The 17633-nt window shown below is 41.7% G+C and carries 13 protein-coding genes; 9 read left to right on the forward strand and 4 right to left on the reverse strand.

What is annotated here, in order from left to right; translation table 11 throughout:
• Position 1: 1 nt before the first annotated feature.
• The 3 genes from petA to OFO10_RS08185 form a co-directional block, all read right to left on the reverse strand.
• Positions 2-517 (reverse strand): ubiquinol-cytochrome c reductase iron-sulfur subunit, encoded by a 516-nt coding sequence (gene petA / locus OFO10_RS08175; protein ID WP_270859958.1) that lies wholly within the window; start codon positions 515-517, stop codon positions 2-4.
• Between the two features lie 180 nt (positions 518-697).
• The gene (gene ccsA, locus OFO10_RS08180; RefSeq protein ID WP_270866809.1) at positions 698-3811 is read right to left on the reverse strand and encodes a cytochrome c biogenesis protein; all 3114 of its coding nucleotides are present in this window, start codon (positions 3809-3811) and stop codon (positions 698-700) included.
• 470 nt (positions 3812-4281) lie between these two features.
• Positions 4282-4764 (reverse strand): CreA family protein, encoded by a 483-nt coding sequence (locus OFO10_RS08185; RefSeq protein WP_270865173.1) that lies wholly within the window; start codon positions 4762-4764, stop codon positions 4282-4284.
• 73 nt (positions 4765-4837) lie between these two features.
• On the opposite strand from OFO10_RS08185, the gene OFO10_RS08190 reads away from it, so the two are divergent.
• From OFO10_RS08190 to OFO10_RS08225, 8 genes are all read left to right on the forward strand, one after another.
• On the forward strand, positions 4838-6202 hold the full coding sequence (locus tag OFO10_RS08190) for a phosphomannomutase/phosphoglucomutase (protein ID WP_270866810.1): 1365 nt from the start codon (positions 4838-4840) through the stop codon (positions 6200-6202).
• Positions 6202-6438 carry a CmeU family protein gene (cmeU, locus tag OFO10_RS08195; RefSeq protein ID WP_270866811.1) on the forward strand — a complete coding sequence of 79 codons (237 nt, stop codon included), beginning with the start codon at positions 6202-6204 and terminating at the stop codon, positions 6436-6438. Before OFO10_RS08190 ends, cmeU begins: the two co-directional genes overlap by 1 nt.
• The gene (locus OFO10_RS08200) at positions 6431-7441 is read left to right on the forward strand and encodes an alanine racemase (RefSeq protein ID WP_270866812.1); all 1011 of its coding nucleotides are present in this window, start codon (positions 6431-6433) and stop codon (positions 7439-7441) included. Before cmeU ends, OFO10_RS08200 begins: the two co-directional genes overlap by 8 nt.
• Positions 7438-8157 carry a LemA family protein gene (locus tag OFO10_RS08205; RefSeq protein ID WP_270865169.1) on the forward strand — a complete coding sequence of 240 codons (720 nt, stop codon included), beginning with the start codon at positions 7438-7440 and terminating at the stop codon, positions 8155-8157. The genes OFO10_RS08200 and OFO10_RS08205 overlap by 4 nt, the downstream gene beginning before the upstream one ends.
• Positions 8158-8766, forward strand: a complete 609-nt coding sequence (locus OFO10_RS08210; protein ID WP_270862093.1) for a TPM domain-containing protein — start codon at positions 8158-8160, stop codon at positions 8764-8766.
• A complete protein-coding gene (locus tag OFO10_RS08215) occupies positions 8763-9593 on the forward strand; it encodes a TPM domain-containing protein (protein WP_270866813.1) in 831 nt (276 codons plus the stop codon). The genes OFO10_RS08210 and OFO10_RS08215 overlap by 4 nt, the downstream gene beginning before the upstream one ends.
• A gap of 49 nt (positions 9594-9642) precedes the next feature.
• Positions 9643-10239: an IMPACT family protein gene (locus OFO10_RS08220; RefSeq protein WP_270866814.1), complete on the forward strand. Its 597-nt coding sequence runs from the start codon at positions 9643-9645 to the stop codon at positions 10237-10239.
• A 96-nt stretch (positions 10240-10335) separates the two neighbouring features.
• Positions 10336-10902, forward strand: coding sequence for a PAS domain-containing protein (locus tag OFO10_RS08225; protein WP_270866815.1), 567 nt, complete (start codon positions 10336-10338; stop codon positions 10900-10902).
• A gap of 719 nt (positions 10903-11621) precedes the next feature.
• Here the strand turns inward: OFO10_RS08225 and OFO10_RS08230 are convergent.
• Positions 11622-11906, reverse strand: a complete 285-nt coding sequence (locus OFO10_RS08230; RefSeq protein WP_270866816.1) for a GIY-YIG nuclease family protein — start codon at positions 11904-11906, stop codon at positions 11622-11624.
• A gap of 455 nt (positions 11907-12361) precedes the next feature.
• On the opposite strand from OFO10_RS08230, the gene OFO10_RS08235 reads away from it, so the two are divergent.
• A partial coding sequence (locus tag OFO10_RS08235; RefSeq protein WP_270866817.1) for a hypothetical protein occupies positions 12362-17633 on the forward strand: 5272 nt, incomplete at its 3' end.

A 17633-nucleotide genomic window follows, 5' to 3' on the forward strand; every position in this document is an offset into this window, starting at 1 on the left:
CCTACGCTTTGCCCATTAGAGCTTGATATTCAGGGCCCTCTTCGCCAAGGACAAGTTTAGTTCCGTCGATTTTAAACGGAGGTATATCCATACCGCGTGGTGGCGGACCAAACACAGCTACGCCGTCAGTGTTGAAAACGCCTCCATGGCATGCGCAAACGAATTGTTTAGAAGCTGGTTTGTAGCTAGGGATACAGCCTAAATGCGTGCATAAACCGATACAAAGCGTGTATCTAGCGCCACCTACGACGACATCTCGTTCATCGTTTTTGCCCATATCGGCTGTCTTTTTGAGAATAAATATTGGCTTTTTGCGCCACTCTGTCCTGTATAGCTCTCCGTCTTTAATCGGGCTTAAATCCACAGTCGTTACGCCGGCTGCTTTGACGCTAGGAAGCGGATCCCAGCTTTTTTTCATACCGCCTAATGCAAATACGCCACCCACAGCAGCGACCGCACCAAACGCAAGTCCGATAAAGCCTCGTCTATTTTCACTAAAATCAGATTTAACAGACATCTTTACCCTTTCTTTTTGTGAAATAAAAGGGTAATTCTAGCCAAATAAATATTAAATTTAATTGATTTGAGTTAAGAATTTTGGCTTAAAATGCCTATTTAAGGGAATTATTTAATGAAATTTTAAAATTTAGAGTTTGAAATTTTATTTTTGCAAACTCTAAATTTCATATAATAAATTTTACAATCTAGCCGATTTTCCCGAGCGAAAATATGCAACGATTGCCAAAATAAACATGGAAGCTGTCATTATATACGCCCAGCTTGGCACAGGGATTTTTTCGCCCGCTGCGTAAGAGTGCATACCTGTGAGGTAAAAATTTACTCCAAAATATGTCATTATGACGCTAAAATACGCAAACATCGATGCTACGGCGAAGGCAAATTGTGAATTTAGCTTTGGCATAAATCTAAAATGCACCACGATAGCATAGACAAAAATCGTAATCAAAGCCCAAGTTTCCTTCGGATCCCAGCCCCAATACCTGCCCCAGCTCTCGTTCGCCCACACGCCACCTAGGAAGTTTCCAGCTGTTAGCAAACAAAGCCCTAGAATCATCGACATTTCGTTGATTCTAGTGGCTTCTGTGATATTGCGCGCGATTTCTGGGTTGTTTTTGCCGAAGCAAAACATCAAAAGCGTGAAAATTCCAAGCAACATACAAAGCCCCAAAAATCCGTAGCTTGCGGTGATTACAGATACATGGATTGTCAGCCAGTGGGATTTAAGGACTGGTTGTAGGTTTGTGATTTGTGGATCCATATCGCTTAAATGCGCCACCATTAGCGTAATTCCCGCCATAATCGCCGTTAGCGCCAAAGAAATCGCAGATTTGCGCGAAAAGAAAATTCCACTTAATGCTAGCGCCCACGCGATATAAATCATCGACTCATACGAATTCGACCACGGCGCGTGTCCTGATACATACGCACGAAGCGCAAGTCCGAAAGTGTGGATCAAAAACGCCACTACATTTACAAACCAAACTAGATTAAACGCCCATTTTAAGCCTAAATTTGGCTTCATCATACGGATAAAAATAAAGATTAAAAGCAAAAATCCAGCGATTGTATAAATCGAAAAAAGCCGTTTGAAAATATGCGCGTTATTGTATAAAATTTCATATTTTATCGCACTCTCGCTAGGTGCTAACTCGCCACCATTTTTGAGTTGATAATCCTTGATAATGCTTAGCATTTTGTTTGCGCTTTGCCAGTCGTTTTTGTTTTGGGCGTAAATCACAGCTGTGGCAAACATCGCACTCATATCGCGCACCTTATCTCGCTCGCTTTCGCCTAGCATTTCAAGGGTTGCAAACGGCGAAATCCAGGTGCTATCGTTTGACTTTCCGGCAGGGATTATACGGAAGTATTCGCCCATAATCGCGCCGTAAAACACATTTACTCTCTCATTTACTTTGATGATTTCTTTATCGAGCGTAGAGCGGTTACCAAGGGGTTTGCGGTTGATTTCCTCGCTTAATTTATCAAGTTTATAAAAGCTCTCATTATCCTTCATTTCGAAAAAATCCATCATCGAAGCGTATTTTTGATTTTCGCTAAGACCTAGAATTTTGCGCAGTTCCTTATCGCCTACGCGTATGATTTTGGCGGTGCGCCAATAATCTTGATTTAGCATAAACGAAAGCAAAGCCTCGTTGTGATTGAGCGTAATCCCGTCCTCGCCCTTGTAGGTTTCGCCACGGTAAATTTTGTGCAAAATTTCGCGCGAAACTGTATCAAATGGCTCCATACGACCATTGAAACCTTGCACGACTAATTTGCCTAGTTCTTTGCTAAATTCCTTATCAAAATTTGGCAAATTTAGCTTGATTTCGTTTAAATTCACACTCTCGTTTCCCTCTGCATGGGCTAAATTTGGCGCAACACAGGCGAAAATTACAGCCAAAATCGCCACGCTTTTTGCTAGGTGAGTGTTTTCGCTGATGAGTTTAGAAAGCTTGAAAAAGCGCGAATTTGGGTTTAAAAAGTTTAAAAACATGCCAAGGCAGAGCAAAAAATATCCTAGATATGTCGGGAATTTACCAGGGTCGCGATTTACAGATAGCACGGTGCCTCCCTCGTCCCTGTCATACGAGCTTTGGAAAAATCTATATCCGCCGTGATCTAGGACATGGTTCATATAAATATCGTAATCATAGCTGTTTGCGCCGTCTTTGACTGCGACTTCGCTCTTGTATCCTGAGGGCGAGTTTGTGCCTGGGTAGCGATCCATGACGAAATCGCGCAAAGCTAATTTAAACGGCAAATTTACCATTTTTGGCCCCAAAAGCGTGATAAAATTTGCGCCACCGACTTCGTATTGAAGCCCCTTTTCGCCTTGGATTACTAGCACCTCTTTGCTTTCGTTGTTATAGCTAAGATCTGCGATAATGCCACCCATACCGGCTAAATTTTCCTCGACCCTAACAAATTTTTCCACAGCTGAGCTTAGCAGGCTAACTGGGGCGAAATTCGTCCCCTCAAAGCTATAAAGCGATAGATCATCGATTAGATTATCCTCATTTTTATTTAGTGCGATTTTTTCGCTAGTGCCCATTTTAGTGGCGTTTATGTCGAAATTCGAGTTTATATAGAATTTATCGGCGTCGTTTTTGACATAGATAAAATATTTGGTTTTTGGCATGGTATTAAAGCTAATGCTAACCTCGCCTAGCTCGATACTCTGCCCAGAAAGTAGCGAAAGGGGCTGTTTTTGGGTATCGTTTGAGAACAAAAACTCGATTCTAGCGGGTGCGCTTTGGCTCTCGTCTTTGACCCATTTTAGCTCGCCGTGCGGGATAAATTCTTTAAATTTCAAATTTGCGTTTTTGCCATTTACATCTAAATTTAGATCAAATTTCATCTTTCCTACGCTGCTTAGGTAGTTTTTTTCATCGGCTGAGATGAAATTTTTATCCTCGCCTATGCTGATTAATTGCACAAATTCGTCCTTGGTGCTAATTAGCGAGCTTTCCTCTCCCTCTCTAATGTGCAAATTCCCCTCAAATCCAAAATATCTCGTAAGCCCAGCCCCAAGCAAAATAAAAAGAAAGCTTAAATGAAATATAAAGGTCGGAAGTTTTTTGATATCGCCGAGGCGATAGCGGTAGATATTGTAGGCCAAATTTAGCCCCAAAAGTAGCATTATCAGCCCGAACCACCATGCATTATACACACTCGCCCACGCTACTGGCGTGCCAAATGCAGTCTCCACAAATGTCGCCACCGCGCACGCGATAGCCAGCAGGGCAAGCATAATGCTGGCAGATTCCATGCTAAAAATAGATTTCATATTTTTCCTTGCTAAATGATAAATTTTATTAAAGGGGCGATTTTAACAAAAAATTCTTAAATTTTCGTTGCGATAAATCAATAAATAAATCATCACAAAAAGCGTATCGATACCAATGCAAAATTTAGCGAAATTTTACATTAAATTTTACCCATAAGCATAATTGCAAAGAATTTTGCGAAGCAAAATTCCATAAATAAGCGCGTGCGTAGCACGCCACTTTGCAAGCGTCGTCGGGGGTTAGGGGGTTGGTAAGGGGGGAAGGGGAGCGACCTCGCAATTCAAGCCCCCTTCCCCCCTTACAAAAAATTTAAAAGAATTTTAAAATTTTATAGAATTTAAAATTTTAAAATTTTTTGCCATTTTGGCGGTTGGCAATTTAAAATTTGGCGATTGCTTCGCTTTGCTCGCAATGACACTTAAAAGCAAAATTTCGGGTTAGTATTTCATGGTTGCGGACAGCGAAATTTTTATTTTTTATATGCAAATTCACACACCTTGCCTACGGCTTGATTGCACGGAATTGCTGAGATAGAATTATCTGGTGAGCCGTCGATGATTTTATCTGAATACACTAGATAAATTATGCTCTGGCTTGCTTCGTCAAACATACGCACGACATGGGTTTTTTTAAAGATTAGCGAGGATTTTTTCGCAAATATATCTTCTTTTTTAAGCTCCTCTTTGATTATGATTTTTGGGGCTGTTTGGCTGCATGAAACTGAGGCTTCTGAGCGGTCTTCTTCGACGCCTACAATCTCTTTGGCGCCACCTTTTTTGGCGTATGAGATAAAGCATGTAACCCCGTCGATTTTAGGGTCGCTGACACTGATAACCTCGATTCTATCGTTTTTGCCAAAAATTCTAAACGAAGTATTTACGCTATCAATCACCTCATAATCCTTAGCAAAAACTGCGCCCAAAATCGCACAAACAAGAAAAATTTTTTTCATTTTGACTCCTTAAATTTGACAAATTTTAACATTTATAATTTAAAATATTGTAATTTTTTTGTTAAGGAATTTTATGATTGAAGATATTTTTAGAGAATACGATATCCGCGGAATCGTGGGCGAGGATCTAAACGAAGAGAGCGTTAAGGCGATTGGTTTTGCCTTTGGTATGCATTTGCGCCATTTAGGCCGTGAGCGCATCAGCGTAGGCTATGATGCGAGGCTAAGCGCACCAGATATGTTTGAATACCTAGTAAGTGGGCTTAATTACGCTGGGCTTAGGATTTTTGATATTGGTCTTTTGCCTACGCCTGTGGGGTATTTTGGCGTATTTACGCACAAATTTGACGCAAACATTATGATTACAGGCTCGCACAATCCGAAAAATTATAACGGCTTTAAAATCACAATCGGCACGGATAGTTTTTTTGGCGCACAGCTTAAAACACTCGGCCGTCAAGTGGCTGAATTTATGGCTAGTGGCGTAGAGATTCCAACAAATACATTTTGCGAAAAATATAATATCTTAGGCGAGTATTTGGATTATTTTGAAAAAGAATTTGCAAATTTGAAAAATTTCAAAACACCATTTGTGATTGATTGCGCAAACGGCGCAGCAGGTGTTACGGCGTGCAAAATCGTAGAAAGATTGGGCTTAAACGCTAAAATTTTATTTCCAGAACCTGACGGAAATTTCCCAAACCACCACCCAGATCCAAGCGAAGAGAAAAATTTAGTCGATTTAAAAAATGCAATTAGCGAAAACGGGCTAAATTTGGGCTTTGGTTTCGATGGAGATGCCGATAGAATCGCCGTGCTAACAGCGAAGCGAAATATCAAAGGCGACGAGCTAGCCTGCCTTTTATCACTAAATATGAAAGAGCCGAAAATTTTGGGCGAGGTGAAATGCTCGCAGGTAATGTATGATGAGATAAACCGCCGTGGTAAGAGCTTTATGGGCAAAACAGGTCATAGCAATATCAAAAAGGCTATGAAGGAGCTTGGCATTGATTTGGCTGCTGAGGTGAGCGGGCATATATATTTCAAAGAGCGATATTTCGGCTTCGATGACGGCGTGTATGCGATGATGAGAGTGCTAGAACTCGTCGCAAAGGGCATTGATTTAGACGCCGAGCTTGACGCTTTGCCTGTAATGCACAGCACCGATGAGATTAAATTTAAAACCACAGATAGCGCAAAATTTGAGATAATTGAAAAATTTAAAAATTTAGCCAAAAACGGCATTTCTGGGCTTCCAGCCGTGCGCGATATGATAGAAATCGACGGGGTTAGATTGAGGTTTGATGATGGCTGGGCTTTGGTGAGAGCTAGCAATACCACACCGATAATCGTAACGAGATTTGAGGCTAAAAGCCCTGAATTTCGCGATGAAATGCAAAGGGTGATAATGGGCGCATTAGAGGAGATTGCAAAATAATGGAAAAAGAGCTAGTCGAGCAAAATATAAAAGAGCTTCTTGGCGCTAGGGCTGAATTTTTCGCGCTACTAGACGAAAAAGTGCCAAAAATAGGGGGCACAGATGTGTTTGATTTCGCAAACGCAAAAGAGGCAAATTTAAAGGAAATTTACGCCAAATTTTACGGCTATGATTACGCTATTCGCAAGCTTTTGCCGTATTTATACAAGGCGTATGGAGTGAGCTTTAATGTCTGAAATTTTGATTGATAAATCAGCGTATTTTCACAATCTTTCGCAAATTTCGCAAAAAGTAGCCAAAGAGCGCATTATGCTGGTGCTTAAAGACAACGCTTACGGGCATGGCATGCGCGAAATCGCGGGTTTGGCGCGCGAGTTTGGTATTAAAAGAGCCGTTACTAGGACACAAGTTGAAGCAAGCGAAATTTCGGAATTTTTCGAGAAAATTTTAATTCTTTCGCATATCCCAAACGGAAACGAAAATCCAAATTTCATCTATGCCGTAAATGATATGAGCTATTTTTCGCGCCTAAAAACAGGCATGAATATTCATATTGTCGCAGATACAAATATGCATAGAAATGGAATTTGCGCGCAGGATTTGGGTGAGGCTTTGGCACTTTGTAAAAAACACTCGCTAAATTTGCGTGGATTTTTTACCCATTACCGCGCCAGCGATGAGCTAAGCTCTGATTTTTACGCGCAAAGGCAAAATTTCGCCGAATTTAAAAAAATCGCCAAATTTAAAGCAAATGAAGCTGGATTTAATGAGCTTATTTTCCACTCTTCAAATTCAGCCGCGATCGAGCGTAGAGCGGGGTTTGATGATGAGTTTGTGCGCGTGGGTATGGCGCAGTATGGATACGCTCAGTTTGATGAGAGCCTAAATTTGCACCCTGTGCTTAGCTTGTGGGCTGATTTAATCAGCCAAAGAGTGCTTAAAAAAGGCGAAAGGGTAGGCTATGGCGGGGTGTTTTGCGCGCCGTGCGATATGAAAATCGGCACCTATGATTTAGGCTATGCGGACGGACTTTTGCGATACTCTGGGCTTGGGGATTTGCGATTAGCTAGTGGCGAAAGGCTACTTGGCAAAATGTCTATGGATAGCTTTTGTGCTGAGTTTGGTGGCGAGCGAGTGTGCGTGATAAATGACGCCAGAGAGTGGGCGAGATTTTTTGGCACGATTGAGTATGATGTGTTAGTTAAACTTCATGAAAAAATATCAAGGAGAGTGGTATGAACGAGTTAGAAAACCAAAATGGCGCCGAACAAATCGGCTATGACGGCGAAAAAGGCGCAAAAGGTGCAGAGCAAAGCCAAACTTACAATGGCTCTGCTAATGTCGAGAAAAAATCATCAAAAGGCTGGCTAAAATGGCTGATTATCGCTGGCATAATTTTGGCTGTGTTTGCGATTTTCGCCGTGCCTGTGTATAACAAACTGACCCTAAAAGACGAAGATGTCAATGCGGCCTGGGCGCAGGTGCAAAACCAATATCAAAGGCGCGCTGATTTGATTCCGAATTTCGTCGAAACCGTCAAAGGATACGCAAGCCATGAAAGAGGCACCTTAGAAGGCGTAATCGAGGCTCGCGCGAAGGCAACGAGTGTGAAAATCGACGCAAACGATATCGCAAATAACCCAGAAGCCTTTACACAGTTTAACAACGCACAAGGCGAGCTAAGCTCGGCTCTATCGCGCTTAATGCTGGTTGTAGAACGATACCCTGAGCTAAAAGCAAACTCAAATTTCACGGATTTGCAAAACCAGTTAGAGGGCACCGAAAACCGCATAGCTGTGGCTCGCAAGGACTATATCGCCGTGGTGCAAGAGTATAACAAGATGATTAGGGTTTTCCCTACAAATATCATCGCCAAACTCGTAGGCAAGGGCGGAGCTAAGCCTGTATTTAACGCAGGTGAAGCCAATCAAAACGCGCCAAAAGTTTCGTTTTAGATGATTGAGCAAATTTACAAAGACGCCATAACGGATAAAATTTCAAAGGCCGAAGATGCAAGCGACGCTGAGATTATCTGCGTGCTAAGTGGCGAGGCTTTGGACTTAGAGCCCCTTAGCTGGGGCGTGGCTTGCACGATTGCCTTTGTAGTGGGCACTGCGCTGATGTTTTTCCAGCAAGTAGGCAAAGTAGGCGCGTTTGAGTTGATTGCGATTGTATTTTTGCTCTTTAAATTTCTATTTTCTAAATTTCCTAAATTTTTAGAATTTTTTATCCCTAAATTCTTTAAATTTAGGCTTACTTACGACTTTGCCGTGAGTAAATTTGAGCTGTTTGGATATGATAAAATCCCAAACGCTGTGATTTTTTGCGTTTGCAAAAATGAAAAAATCGCGCATATAGTCTGCGGTGAAAATATCAGCGCGAAGATTGATGATTCTGAATTTTTGCAGATTGTGCAGGAATTTTGTGTCCAGGCAAAAACTGCGAATTTTGGCGAGGCTGTGAGTGCGGGTATAGATAGGCTTTGTGCGCTAATAATGGCGAAAATCCCCCATGAAATGGGCGATAAAGATGAAATAAAAGAAAAGATTGTGGAAATAAAATGAGAAGAATTTTACTTTTTTTATTTTTGGCTTTATCTTTTTCGCAGGCTAAAATTTCAGACTATCTAGCCTTGCCAAACGACACGGCTATTATCGACGAGGCGGGTATTTTGCGCGCCTCTACGGCTGGTGCGTTAAATGAAATTTTGCTTAAATTTGACGAAAATTCCACCAATCAAATCATGGTCGTAACCCTAAAAACGCTCGGGGATTACTCTATCGAAGAGGTCGCGAACGAGCAGGCTAGGGCGCTTGGCATAGGGCAGAAGGGCTATGATAACGGCGTGCTTTTGCTTGTCGCGCCAAACGAGCGCAGGGTGCGTATCGAGGTCGGATATGGCTTGGAGGGCGTGCTGACTGACGGTGTGTCAAAACGCATAATCGAGTATAAAATTTTGCCCCATTTTAGGGCTGGGGATTTTGAGGGCGGAATAGTTTCTGGGGTGCTTACGATCCTTGATTTTATCGAGAGTGGCGACATAAAATTCGCCAAAATCGAGCGCGCTCAGGGCGAGGAAATCGACATTGATTTCATAATCTTTATGCTTTTCTTTTTCTTTGTATTTTTTATGATGATGAGAAATAAATCACGCTCTCATGGGGATTATGGCAACACTATCATTTTAGGCGACGGGCTTGATGAAATTTTGCGCGGTGGCTTTGGTGGCTCTGGCGGATTTGGTAGAAATGGCGGATTTGGCGGTGGTTTCGGTGGCTCGCGTGGCGGTTTCGGCGGTGGCTCTGGTGGATTTGGGCGTAGTTCGCGAGGAGGTGGCTTTCGCGGTGGCGGAGGCGGGTTTGGCGGTGGCGGTGCCAGCGGTGGGTGGTAAGCCTGCAAATTTCAAATTCAAATTTTAAAATTTAATCAAAAAGGCGAAAATGTATATCATACAGCGCGAATTTAGCGCGAATTTAGAGGTCAAAAAGTCAAATTTCATCGCGCATTTGGTGCCGTTAGCTGAGTTTGAGCGCGTGCGTGAGCGACTAAAAGACGAACACCCCAAAGCCCGCCACATCGTCTGGGCGTATCGAGCGCTAAATGAGTATTCCCAAATCGTCGAAAACCAAAGCGACGACGGCGAGCCAAAATCCACGAGCGGGCCATCGTGCCTAAATGCGCTTCGTGGCGCAGGTCTGATTGACACGGCTGTGCTTGTGGTGCGGTATTTTGGCGGGATTAAGCTAGGCACTGGCGGGCTGGTGCGCGCGTATGGCGGGGCTGTAAATTTGGCGATAAATGCGAGCGAGCTAGTATTATACGAGCTCAAAAAGCCTTGTGAATTTTTCGTGCCGTTTGCGCAAATTGCGAAATTCGAGCATTTTATGAAAAAACAAAATTTCGCTTACACGCTAAATTTCACCGACACAGGGGCTGTATTTTCGTGCGCTCTCTCTCAGGCGCAAACAGCGATTTTCGTGGATTTTGCGCAGGGTTTCATCGCGCCATTTGAGATAGTTAAATTGCCTGAATTTTAAAATTAGCGCATAATATTATTGTTATTTTTTTATTTTAAGTTAAATTTTATAAATCACTTTGTAAAATTGAGAGAAATTTTATCGTAAAGGAAAAAAATGCCAAGACCAACCCCTAAAAACAACGAAATCAAGCTAGATCCAGGCAGATATATCGTCTCGCGCACCGATCCTAAGGGTATCATCACATTTGGCAATGTGTATTTTTGCGCTATTTGCGGGTACAGCGTCGAGGAGCTACTCGGTCAGCCACACAACATAATCCGCCACCCAGATATGCCAAAAATCGCGTTTAAGCTTATGTGGGAAACGATCCAAAAAGGTCGCGATTTCGTCGCAGTCGTCAAAAATATGGCCAAAGACGGTAGTTATTACTGGGTCATGACCGAATTTATCCCTAAAAAAGACCCCGCCACAGGCGAGATTGTCGAATACACAGCCTATCGCAAAGCCCCGCCACGCGCTGCTATCGACATCGTCGAACCGCTGTATAAAAAGCTTTGCGCCGCAGAGGAGCAAGGCGGTATGGAGGCTAGCGAGGCGCTTCTAAACGAGTATCTCAAAAAACAAGGCGAGACTTATGAGAGCTGGATTGTGCGCATTACTGGCAAGTCAAATCCGATTACTGCGCTGTTTTTCAAGGCGATGAGGAAGCTTTTCGGCTAAATTTGGCTTGAAATTTGATGATTTAAATTTGCATGAATTACGAATTTTGATTGTTTAAATTTTAGTTATTTAAATTTTGGTTTTTTAAATTTTTGGTTTGAAATTTTGGTCATTTAAATTTATGATTGAAATTTTGATTATTTGAAATTTTACTTGAAATTTTGTTTGAATTTTAAATTTCATTTCCCCCTTTTGCCTAGACCTTGCGTCTAGGCTTTTTTATTTCGCATTTTTTTCCGCTAGCGCAACTTCTAAACACTGCCCCGAGTTTTTTGTATGCTATTGTCATTGCAAAAGCAAAGTAAATTTTGCCTTGATTTGTCATTGCGAGCATAGCGAAGCAAATTTGCCTTAATCTGTCATTGCGAGGAGCGAAACGACGAAGCAATCTAGGGAAATTCTAAAAAATTTTAATTCACAGATAAATTTCTAATCAAAAGTAAAATTTTTAGAATTCTTTCTAAATTTTTCTGGATTGCTTCGAAATACTTCGTATTTCTCGCAATGACAGATTAAATGTTATTGCGAGGAGCGAAGCAAAATTGTTTTGATTTGTCATTGCGAGGAGCGAAGCGACGAAGCAATCTAGGGAAATTTAGATAAAATTTAATTCACAGATAAATTTCAAATTATCAAATGAATTTTGACAAATTTTAGAATTCTCTCTAAATTTTTCTGGATTGCTTCGCTACGCTCGCAATGACACACAAAGGCGAATTTTAAATCTCATAATACAAATCAATCCATTTTGGATTTACGCTTTCAATCAAAGCTAGTTTTTGTTTTCTGCTTCCACCTTTTAGCTGTTTTTCGCGCAAAATCGCGCTCTCTACGCTATCGCAACTCTCAAAATACCCGAGTTTATCTACGCCATATTTTTCGGTAAAACCTTTGAAAATTTTGTTTTTGTGCTCGTAAATTCTGCGTTTTAAATCATTTGTTACGCCGATATACAAAGTGCCGTTTCGTTCGCTAAAAAGGATATAAACGAAGTATTGTTTCAAATTTTTGCCTTTATTTTTGTAAAGTATATCAAAATTCGTCTGATTTGTCATTGTGAGGGGTAAAGCAAATTTGCCTTGATTTGTCATTGCGAGGAGCGAAGCGACGAAGCAATCTAGGGAAATTCCGATAAATTTCAATTCACAGATAAAATTCAAATTATCAAATGAATTTTGACAAATTTTAGAATTCTCTCTAAATTTTTCTGGATTGCTTCGCTACGCTCGCAATGACAGATTAGGCAAATTCTCAAAAATGACATAACTAGCGAAAATTTCCATGCTCGCAACCCTCAAAATTTCCCCAAAATTTCCCCCAAAACGCCGCAAAAAAAAAACGGCGATAAATTTTATCCTTTACAAATGTGTAATTAAACTTCGTTTAATTTTTAAAGAGTTAAAATACGGAGTTATTTATCACATTTTGCGATTGAGTTCGCAGAAAAAAGGAGTTTTTCATGAACAAGGTCTATAAGCTCAAAAGGAGCTCACACGGCGTCAAGGTCGTTAGCGAGATCGCTAAGGGACACAGTGGCGAAAAAACTGTGCGCGAGGGGTTCGGTAGCACGATTTTTTCAAGCATTGGCAAGATAGCGAGCGCGCCTGCTCTGGGACGGCTGGCTATGTCGCTAGCTACGATAGTGGCTATCAGTGCGCCATTTGCGCCAGAGGGTTTGTATGCAGAACAGATTGAGAGAGGCACTGGTGCTCATGCGAACAAGTCCCAGTCAGTTGCGATAGGTGATGGCTCGATAGCAGGTGCTGGTGAGGGTGCGCCAGCAGTTGGACTTTTTAAAGGTGCATATAGAGATGCGCCTTTGGTAAATTTAGAGGTTAAAAGATATACTAGCGAAGAAATGGATGCTTTTGGTCATGCTGGTGCGACTAAAAATTTCTACTATTTAGGTTATACAGATTCTTCTGGTCGATTTATCAAAATCGGCGGTTTGGCTGATGATACTGATTTGCGTGATAGCAATGGAAACTTACGCCCAGATGTAATCCAAGCGTATAATTATGATACTGCTATGGAGAGTGATCCTAATCCAAGACAAAATTGGGTTGGCGACAATAACAATACAGTCTTTAATAATATAAAACAATTTATAAAAAATAATAAAAAAGGCATTTTTACGGCTGATACTGGTAGTAAAGCATTTGCGTTTGGCGTAAATTCTATCGCTTATGGCAATAATGCATTAGCTGGTATGGGCGGGGTTGCGTATGGTGAAGACTCTATTTCTGTCGGAGGTAACTCAGTGACAACTGGCGATAAAAGCACAGCCATAGGTAAAAATACATTTGCAAAAGATGCCGGAACCGTAGCTATCGGTGGCGGAGATAGGAGTGCAACTGCTTGGATGCCTGCTGATAAGAACCAGAAGATGTATTGGAACGGCGTAGAGATTTCAAAAGATAGATTTGGAAGATATGAAATAGGGATTGCTGGCGCACAAGCAATTGGTGAGGGTAGTGTTGCGTTAGGCTCTAATTCTTGGGCTGATAGTGGTACCGGTCAAGGCAATGTCGCTATCGGATACCTAGCTATCGCAAAGGATTTATCAGAACGCTCTGATAATGCCGGACAAAGCGTAGCTATCGGAACGCAAGCTAAGGCTATTGGTTCGCAAACATTAGCGATCGGTGCAAATACTGTGGCTAGTGGATATGGTTCTATCTCTATCGGCGGTGATGATATCGGTGCTCATACAGATAAAGATCCTAACAACCCATACAATAAATATAAACTAATAACTGATTATATAGAAGTTGTTGGCGGACCTAACAATGTTTCCGAGAGAGTTAAACTTTTACAAGAAGCCTTTTATAGTGACGATAGAATAGAGGACTCTAATCCTGAGAGCAGATGGATGAAAGGTAAAGGATACAAGGCGACAGAGGCTAGCGGGCTTTCTTCTATGGCGATAGGTCAGAGCTCTGAGGCTAATAACACATTTGCAAATGCTCTTGGTTTTACAAATACCGCTGGTGGTATCGCCTCTAACGCTATCGGTGTAAATAATATCTCCGCGGGTAACCTCTCTACCACAATCGGTGTAGAAAATAAAGTCTATGACGCAAATTCTACTGCAATCGGTGTAATAAACTATATCGACGAGCGCTCTCAAAATGCTATGGCATTAGGTAACCGTAATAGGATGTATGACTCTAACTTCTCTATCGCAGCTGGTTACTATAATACAAACAAAAACGAAAATACTATTACCGTCGGTTTGGAAAATACCGCAGATGGTAACACTAGTTCAGCCGTAGGTCTAAAAAACTATGCTCATGGCAATGGTGCTATTGCTGTGGGTGGAGGAAATATAGCGTGGGATGCAAATTCAACCGCATTTGGTATCAGAAATGAGGCTTGGGTTGCAAATACCCTAGCTATCGGTTCAGAAAACAATGCGACTGGTTTGCATTCTATGGCGTTGGGTTCAGAAAACAACGCTACTACGAAAAATTCTGTTGCTGCTGGTATGAGAAATTTAGCTGCTGGTGAAAAATCGGCTTCTCTTGGTTATGAAAACAAAGCATTAGCGTCGGAATCTTTCGCTGTGGGTTCTGGTAATATCGTAACTATAGATGGCAATAAATCTATCGCTCACGGTTTTGATAATACCGTAAGCGGTAAAAACTCTATCGCTATGGGTTCTGGCAATACCGTAAAAGGCAATCGCTCAGGTGTGTTTGGTGATCCGAGCAATATCGACGGTGATGATAGCTATGCCATAGGTAATAATAATAAAATCAAAGACGACAAAACATTTATTTTGGGTAATAATGTCCAAATTACTACTGAAAATTCTGTCTTTTTGGGCGATGGTGCAGCGTATGTAGCTGCAAATGCAAATTCTAGCGTAATAACAGGTAGCACGGCAGGAAATACAAATTATGCCACTAATTATTCTACAATAGGGAGAATTGCGGCAAACAAATTAAGCTTTGCAGGTGCTAAACCTGAGGGCGTAGTGAGCATAGGCAACGCCACTGCTCCACGCAGAATCCAAAATGTCGCCGCTGGTCTGATCTCTGCTGCTAGCACAGACGCAATAAATGGAAGCCAACTATACTCTGTGATAGAGAATTTGCCAAGTGGCGGTAGTATCACTAGCGACAACAGAGTCGTAAGAATCGATGATGATAAAATAGTAAGCCCATATATACACATAAACGGTGTAGGCTCTGCGACTAATGTTACTTCTGCACAAGCAAAAGCTTCAAATGCTATTGCAATCGGTATAAATTCAGAAGCCAATAAGACAAGTGCCGTAGCGATAGGTAATGGCTCTAAGGCAGGGGGCGAGAACTCTGTGGCGCTTATGGGAACAAAGGTAACTGGTAATAGAGCTATGGCATGGGGCGATGCTGGCAATCAAGCTACTAATTGGCGTTCTACTGCTTGGGGTAAAGGCACAGAGGCTAGCGGGCAACAAGCCACAGCATTTGGCGAGGGAACAAAAGCAACCAAAGATAATTCTACTGCTTGGGGTAAAAATACAACAGCTAAACAAAATCAAGCTACTGCATTTGGCGATGGCACAACAGCTAGCAATTATCGTGCTACTGCTTGGGGTAAAGACACAGAAGCTAGTGGTAGCGACTCTACTGCATTTGGAACAAACACAAAAGCAACTAAAAATAACGCGACAGCCTTTGGTTCTAGCACGGCGGCTAATTCCACAGGCGCAACTGCTTTTGGTGCGAACACAAATGCAGGAACGGTATTTACATATAAAGGCGAAGTCGTTACACCTTTAAGAAGAGTTATAACGCTAGAAGATGAAGCGGGAAAAAGAGAAAAAGAAGTTTGGGTTCTTTTAAAACAAGATGGCACTATTCTTAAAGAAAAAGTGATGTTCTATAATGAAGGCGATACCTATAAAGATCATGTTGCAGTTAATGGCGAAGCATACGCTTATAGTTATAGTGCATTATTTAATAAAAATACCAATCCTAATGCACTAGGCGATGGCGATAAAGATGCAAATAACATTGCCACTTATGCTACTGCTTTTGGTGAGCATACGATAGCCTCCGGTCAAGACGCTACTGCGTTTGGTTGGCGTTCAGCAGCTACTGCATGGAATGCCACTGCATGGGGTCATGAAACTGCTGCTACTGGCAAGAGAGCTACTTCTTTCGGAACAGAAACTTGGGCTAGTGGTAGTCAAGCAACCGCATTTGGTTATAGAACAGAAGCTAGCAATGAGAACGCTACTGCTTGGGGTTCAAATTCAAAAGCCACAAGCACAGGAGCGACAGCATGGGGAAGTCATACCTTAGCAGGCGGTGATAATTCTACTGCATGGGGTAAAGATTCGGAAGTTTATTCTGGTGAATGGACAGACCCTATTACTGGCAAAAAATATACAGACATTAGTATCCAGTTTGAATTAAGAACAGGTGATAATCCTGATGGTGATACATATAAAGTGCCAGTGCTTGATGAAGAAGGCAATCAAAAGCTTGATGAAAATAACGAACCAATATTTGAAGAAAAAATTGTTCAAGTCCAATTAGGTACTTACTGGGTGCAAGGTCGAAATGAGGCAGGTGAGTTAGTAGAGATTGAAAGAAAAGATGAGTGGGAATGGGTCTATTCAGGAGAATTTGACCAAGACCATAGAGAAGATGTCAAAAGATGGATTAGAAAAAATGGCAATACAGCAGGAGATTACTCTACTGCCTTTGGTGATAGCTCAAAAGTATATGCCGAAAATGCACTTGGTGCATTGGGTGGTATCGTAGAAATAGATGGTATAAATTCAGCTGCTATCGGCAAGGGCGCGACTGTATCTGTGGCTGATACCATAGCGCTTGGTAGCGGTTCGGTGGCTAATAGAGATAATCTAGGCGAAAATAACGCTACTTGGCTTGCTCAAACTTATAAAGGCTACGATGTTCAAACAAAAACAGCAGGCGATAAGAATTTAAAAATGCCTGATAATGCTGTATGGATTGGCACACGCAATGCAATCTCGGTAGGCGATTTTGATAATAATATCACTCGCCAAATCACAGGCGTAGCAGCTGGTTGGCATGATACAGACGCAGTCAATGTCGCTCAACTAAAACGAGCAGTGAGCGGTGCTGGCACAATCTGGTCTGTGGGTATAGACAAAAATGGCACTGGCACGAACAAAGACGGAACTCTTACATTTGGCAAACACACAGTAGGCACTGAGGATTATAATAAAACTGGTCTTGACTTTATCGCTGGGGATAATGTAGATATCTCGTATGTCGAGCTAAGCAAAGATAATAATGAAACTAGTAGTGCGTATGGCATTAAATTTAGCGCGAAAGATACAAATGTAACTTCTAAAAACGGAACAGTTATCATAGCTACTACACGCAGCGATGATAATATGACAACAAACTATGATTTGAAAGTCCCTGTTAAGCTAGGTGGTGATAACAATGACACTATTACTCTTGTTTCATATAACAAGGCGGGCGAGCCTATATATGATAAAAATGTAACATTGACTAATGTCGCACCTGGCGTAGATGACACTGATGCTGTTAATGTATGGCAGTTGAAAAAAGGCGTAGAGGGTAATAAAACAAAAGTTACTGTAAATGGTGGCACAGTCGCTCCGACAGACGGCACTTACACAGATGGTAACCTAAAACTTACTCATGGCGGTGAAGATAACAACACCTATGACCTAAAACTTGCTAATAACCTAGTAATAGGCAACGATGGCAAAGACGGAC

Source organism: Campylobacter sp. VBCF_06 NA8, assembly GCF_027737825.1.
In the GTDB taxonomy this organism is placed as follows: Bacteria; Campylobacterota; Campylobacteria; order Campylobacterales; family Campylobacteraceae; genus Campylobacter_B.

Bases quoted from the DNA above. Each gene is read 5' to 3' on its own strand.
- petA (WP_270859958.1), bottom strand. From the start codon at position 517: ATGTCTGTTAAATCTGATTTTAGTGAAAATAGACGAGGCTTTATCGGA.
- ccsA (WP_270866809.1), bottom strand. From the start codon at position 3,811: ATGAAATCTATTTTTAGCATGGAATCTGCCAGCATTATGCTTGCCCTG.
- OFO10_RS08185 (WP_270865173.1), bottom strand. From the start codon at position 4,764: ATGAAAAAAATTTTTCTTGTTTGTGCGATTTTGGGCGCAGTTTTTGCT.
- OFO10_RS08190 (WP_270866810.1), top strand. From the start codon at position 4,838: ATGATTGAAGATATTTTTAGAGAATACGATATCCGCGGAATCGTGGGC.
- cmeU (WP_270866811.1), top strand. From the start codon at position 6,202: ATGGAAAAAGAGCTAGTCGAGCAAAATATAAAAGAGCTTCTTGGCGCT.
- OFO10_RS08200 (WP_270866812.1), top strand. From the start codon at position 6,431: ATGTCTGAAATTTTGATTGATAAATCAGCGTATTTTCACAATCTTTCG.
- OFO10_RS08205 (WP_270865169.1), top strand. From the start codon at position 7,438: ATGAACGAGTTAGAAAACCAAAATGGCGCCGAACAAATCGGCTATGAC.
- OFO10_RS08210 (WP_270862093.1), top strand. From the start codon at position 8,158: ATGATTGAGCAAATTTACAAAGACGCCATAACGGATAAAATTTCAAAG.
- OFO10_RS08215 (WP_270866813.1), top strand. From the start codon at position 8,763: ATGAGAAGAATTTTACTTTTTTTATTTTTGGCTTTATCTTTTTCGCAG.
- OFO10_RS08220 (WP_270866814.1), top strand. From the start codon at position 9,643: ATGTATATCATACAGCGCGAATTTAGCGCGAATTTAGAGGTCAAAAAG.
- OFO10_RS08225 (WP_270866815.1), top strand. From the start codon at position 10,336: ATGCCAAGACCAACCCCTAAAAACAACGAAATCAAGCTAGATCCAGGC.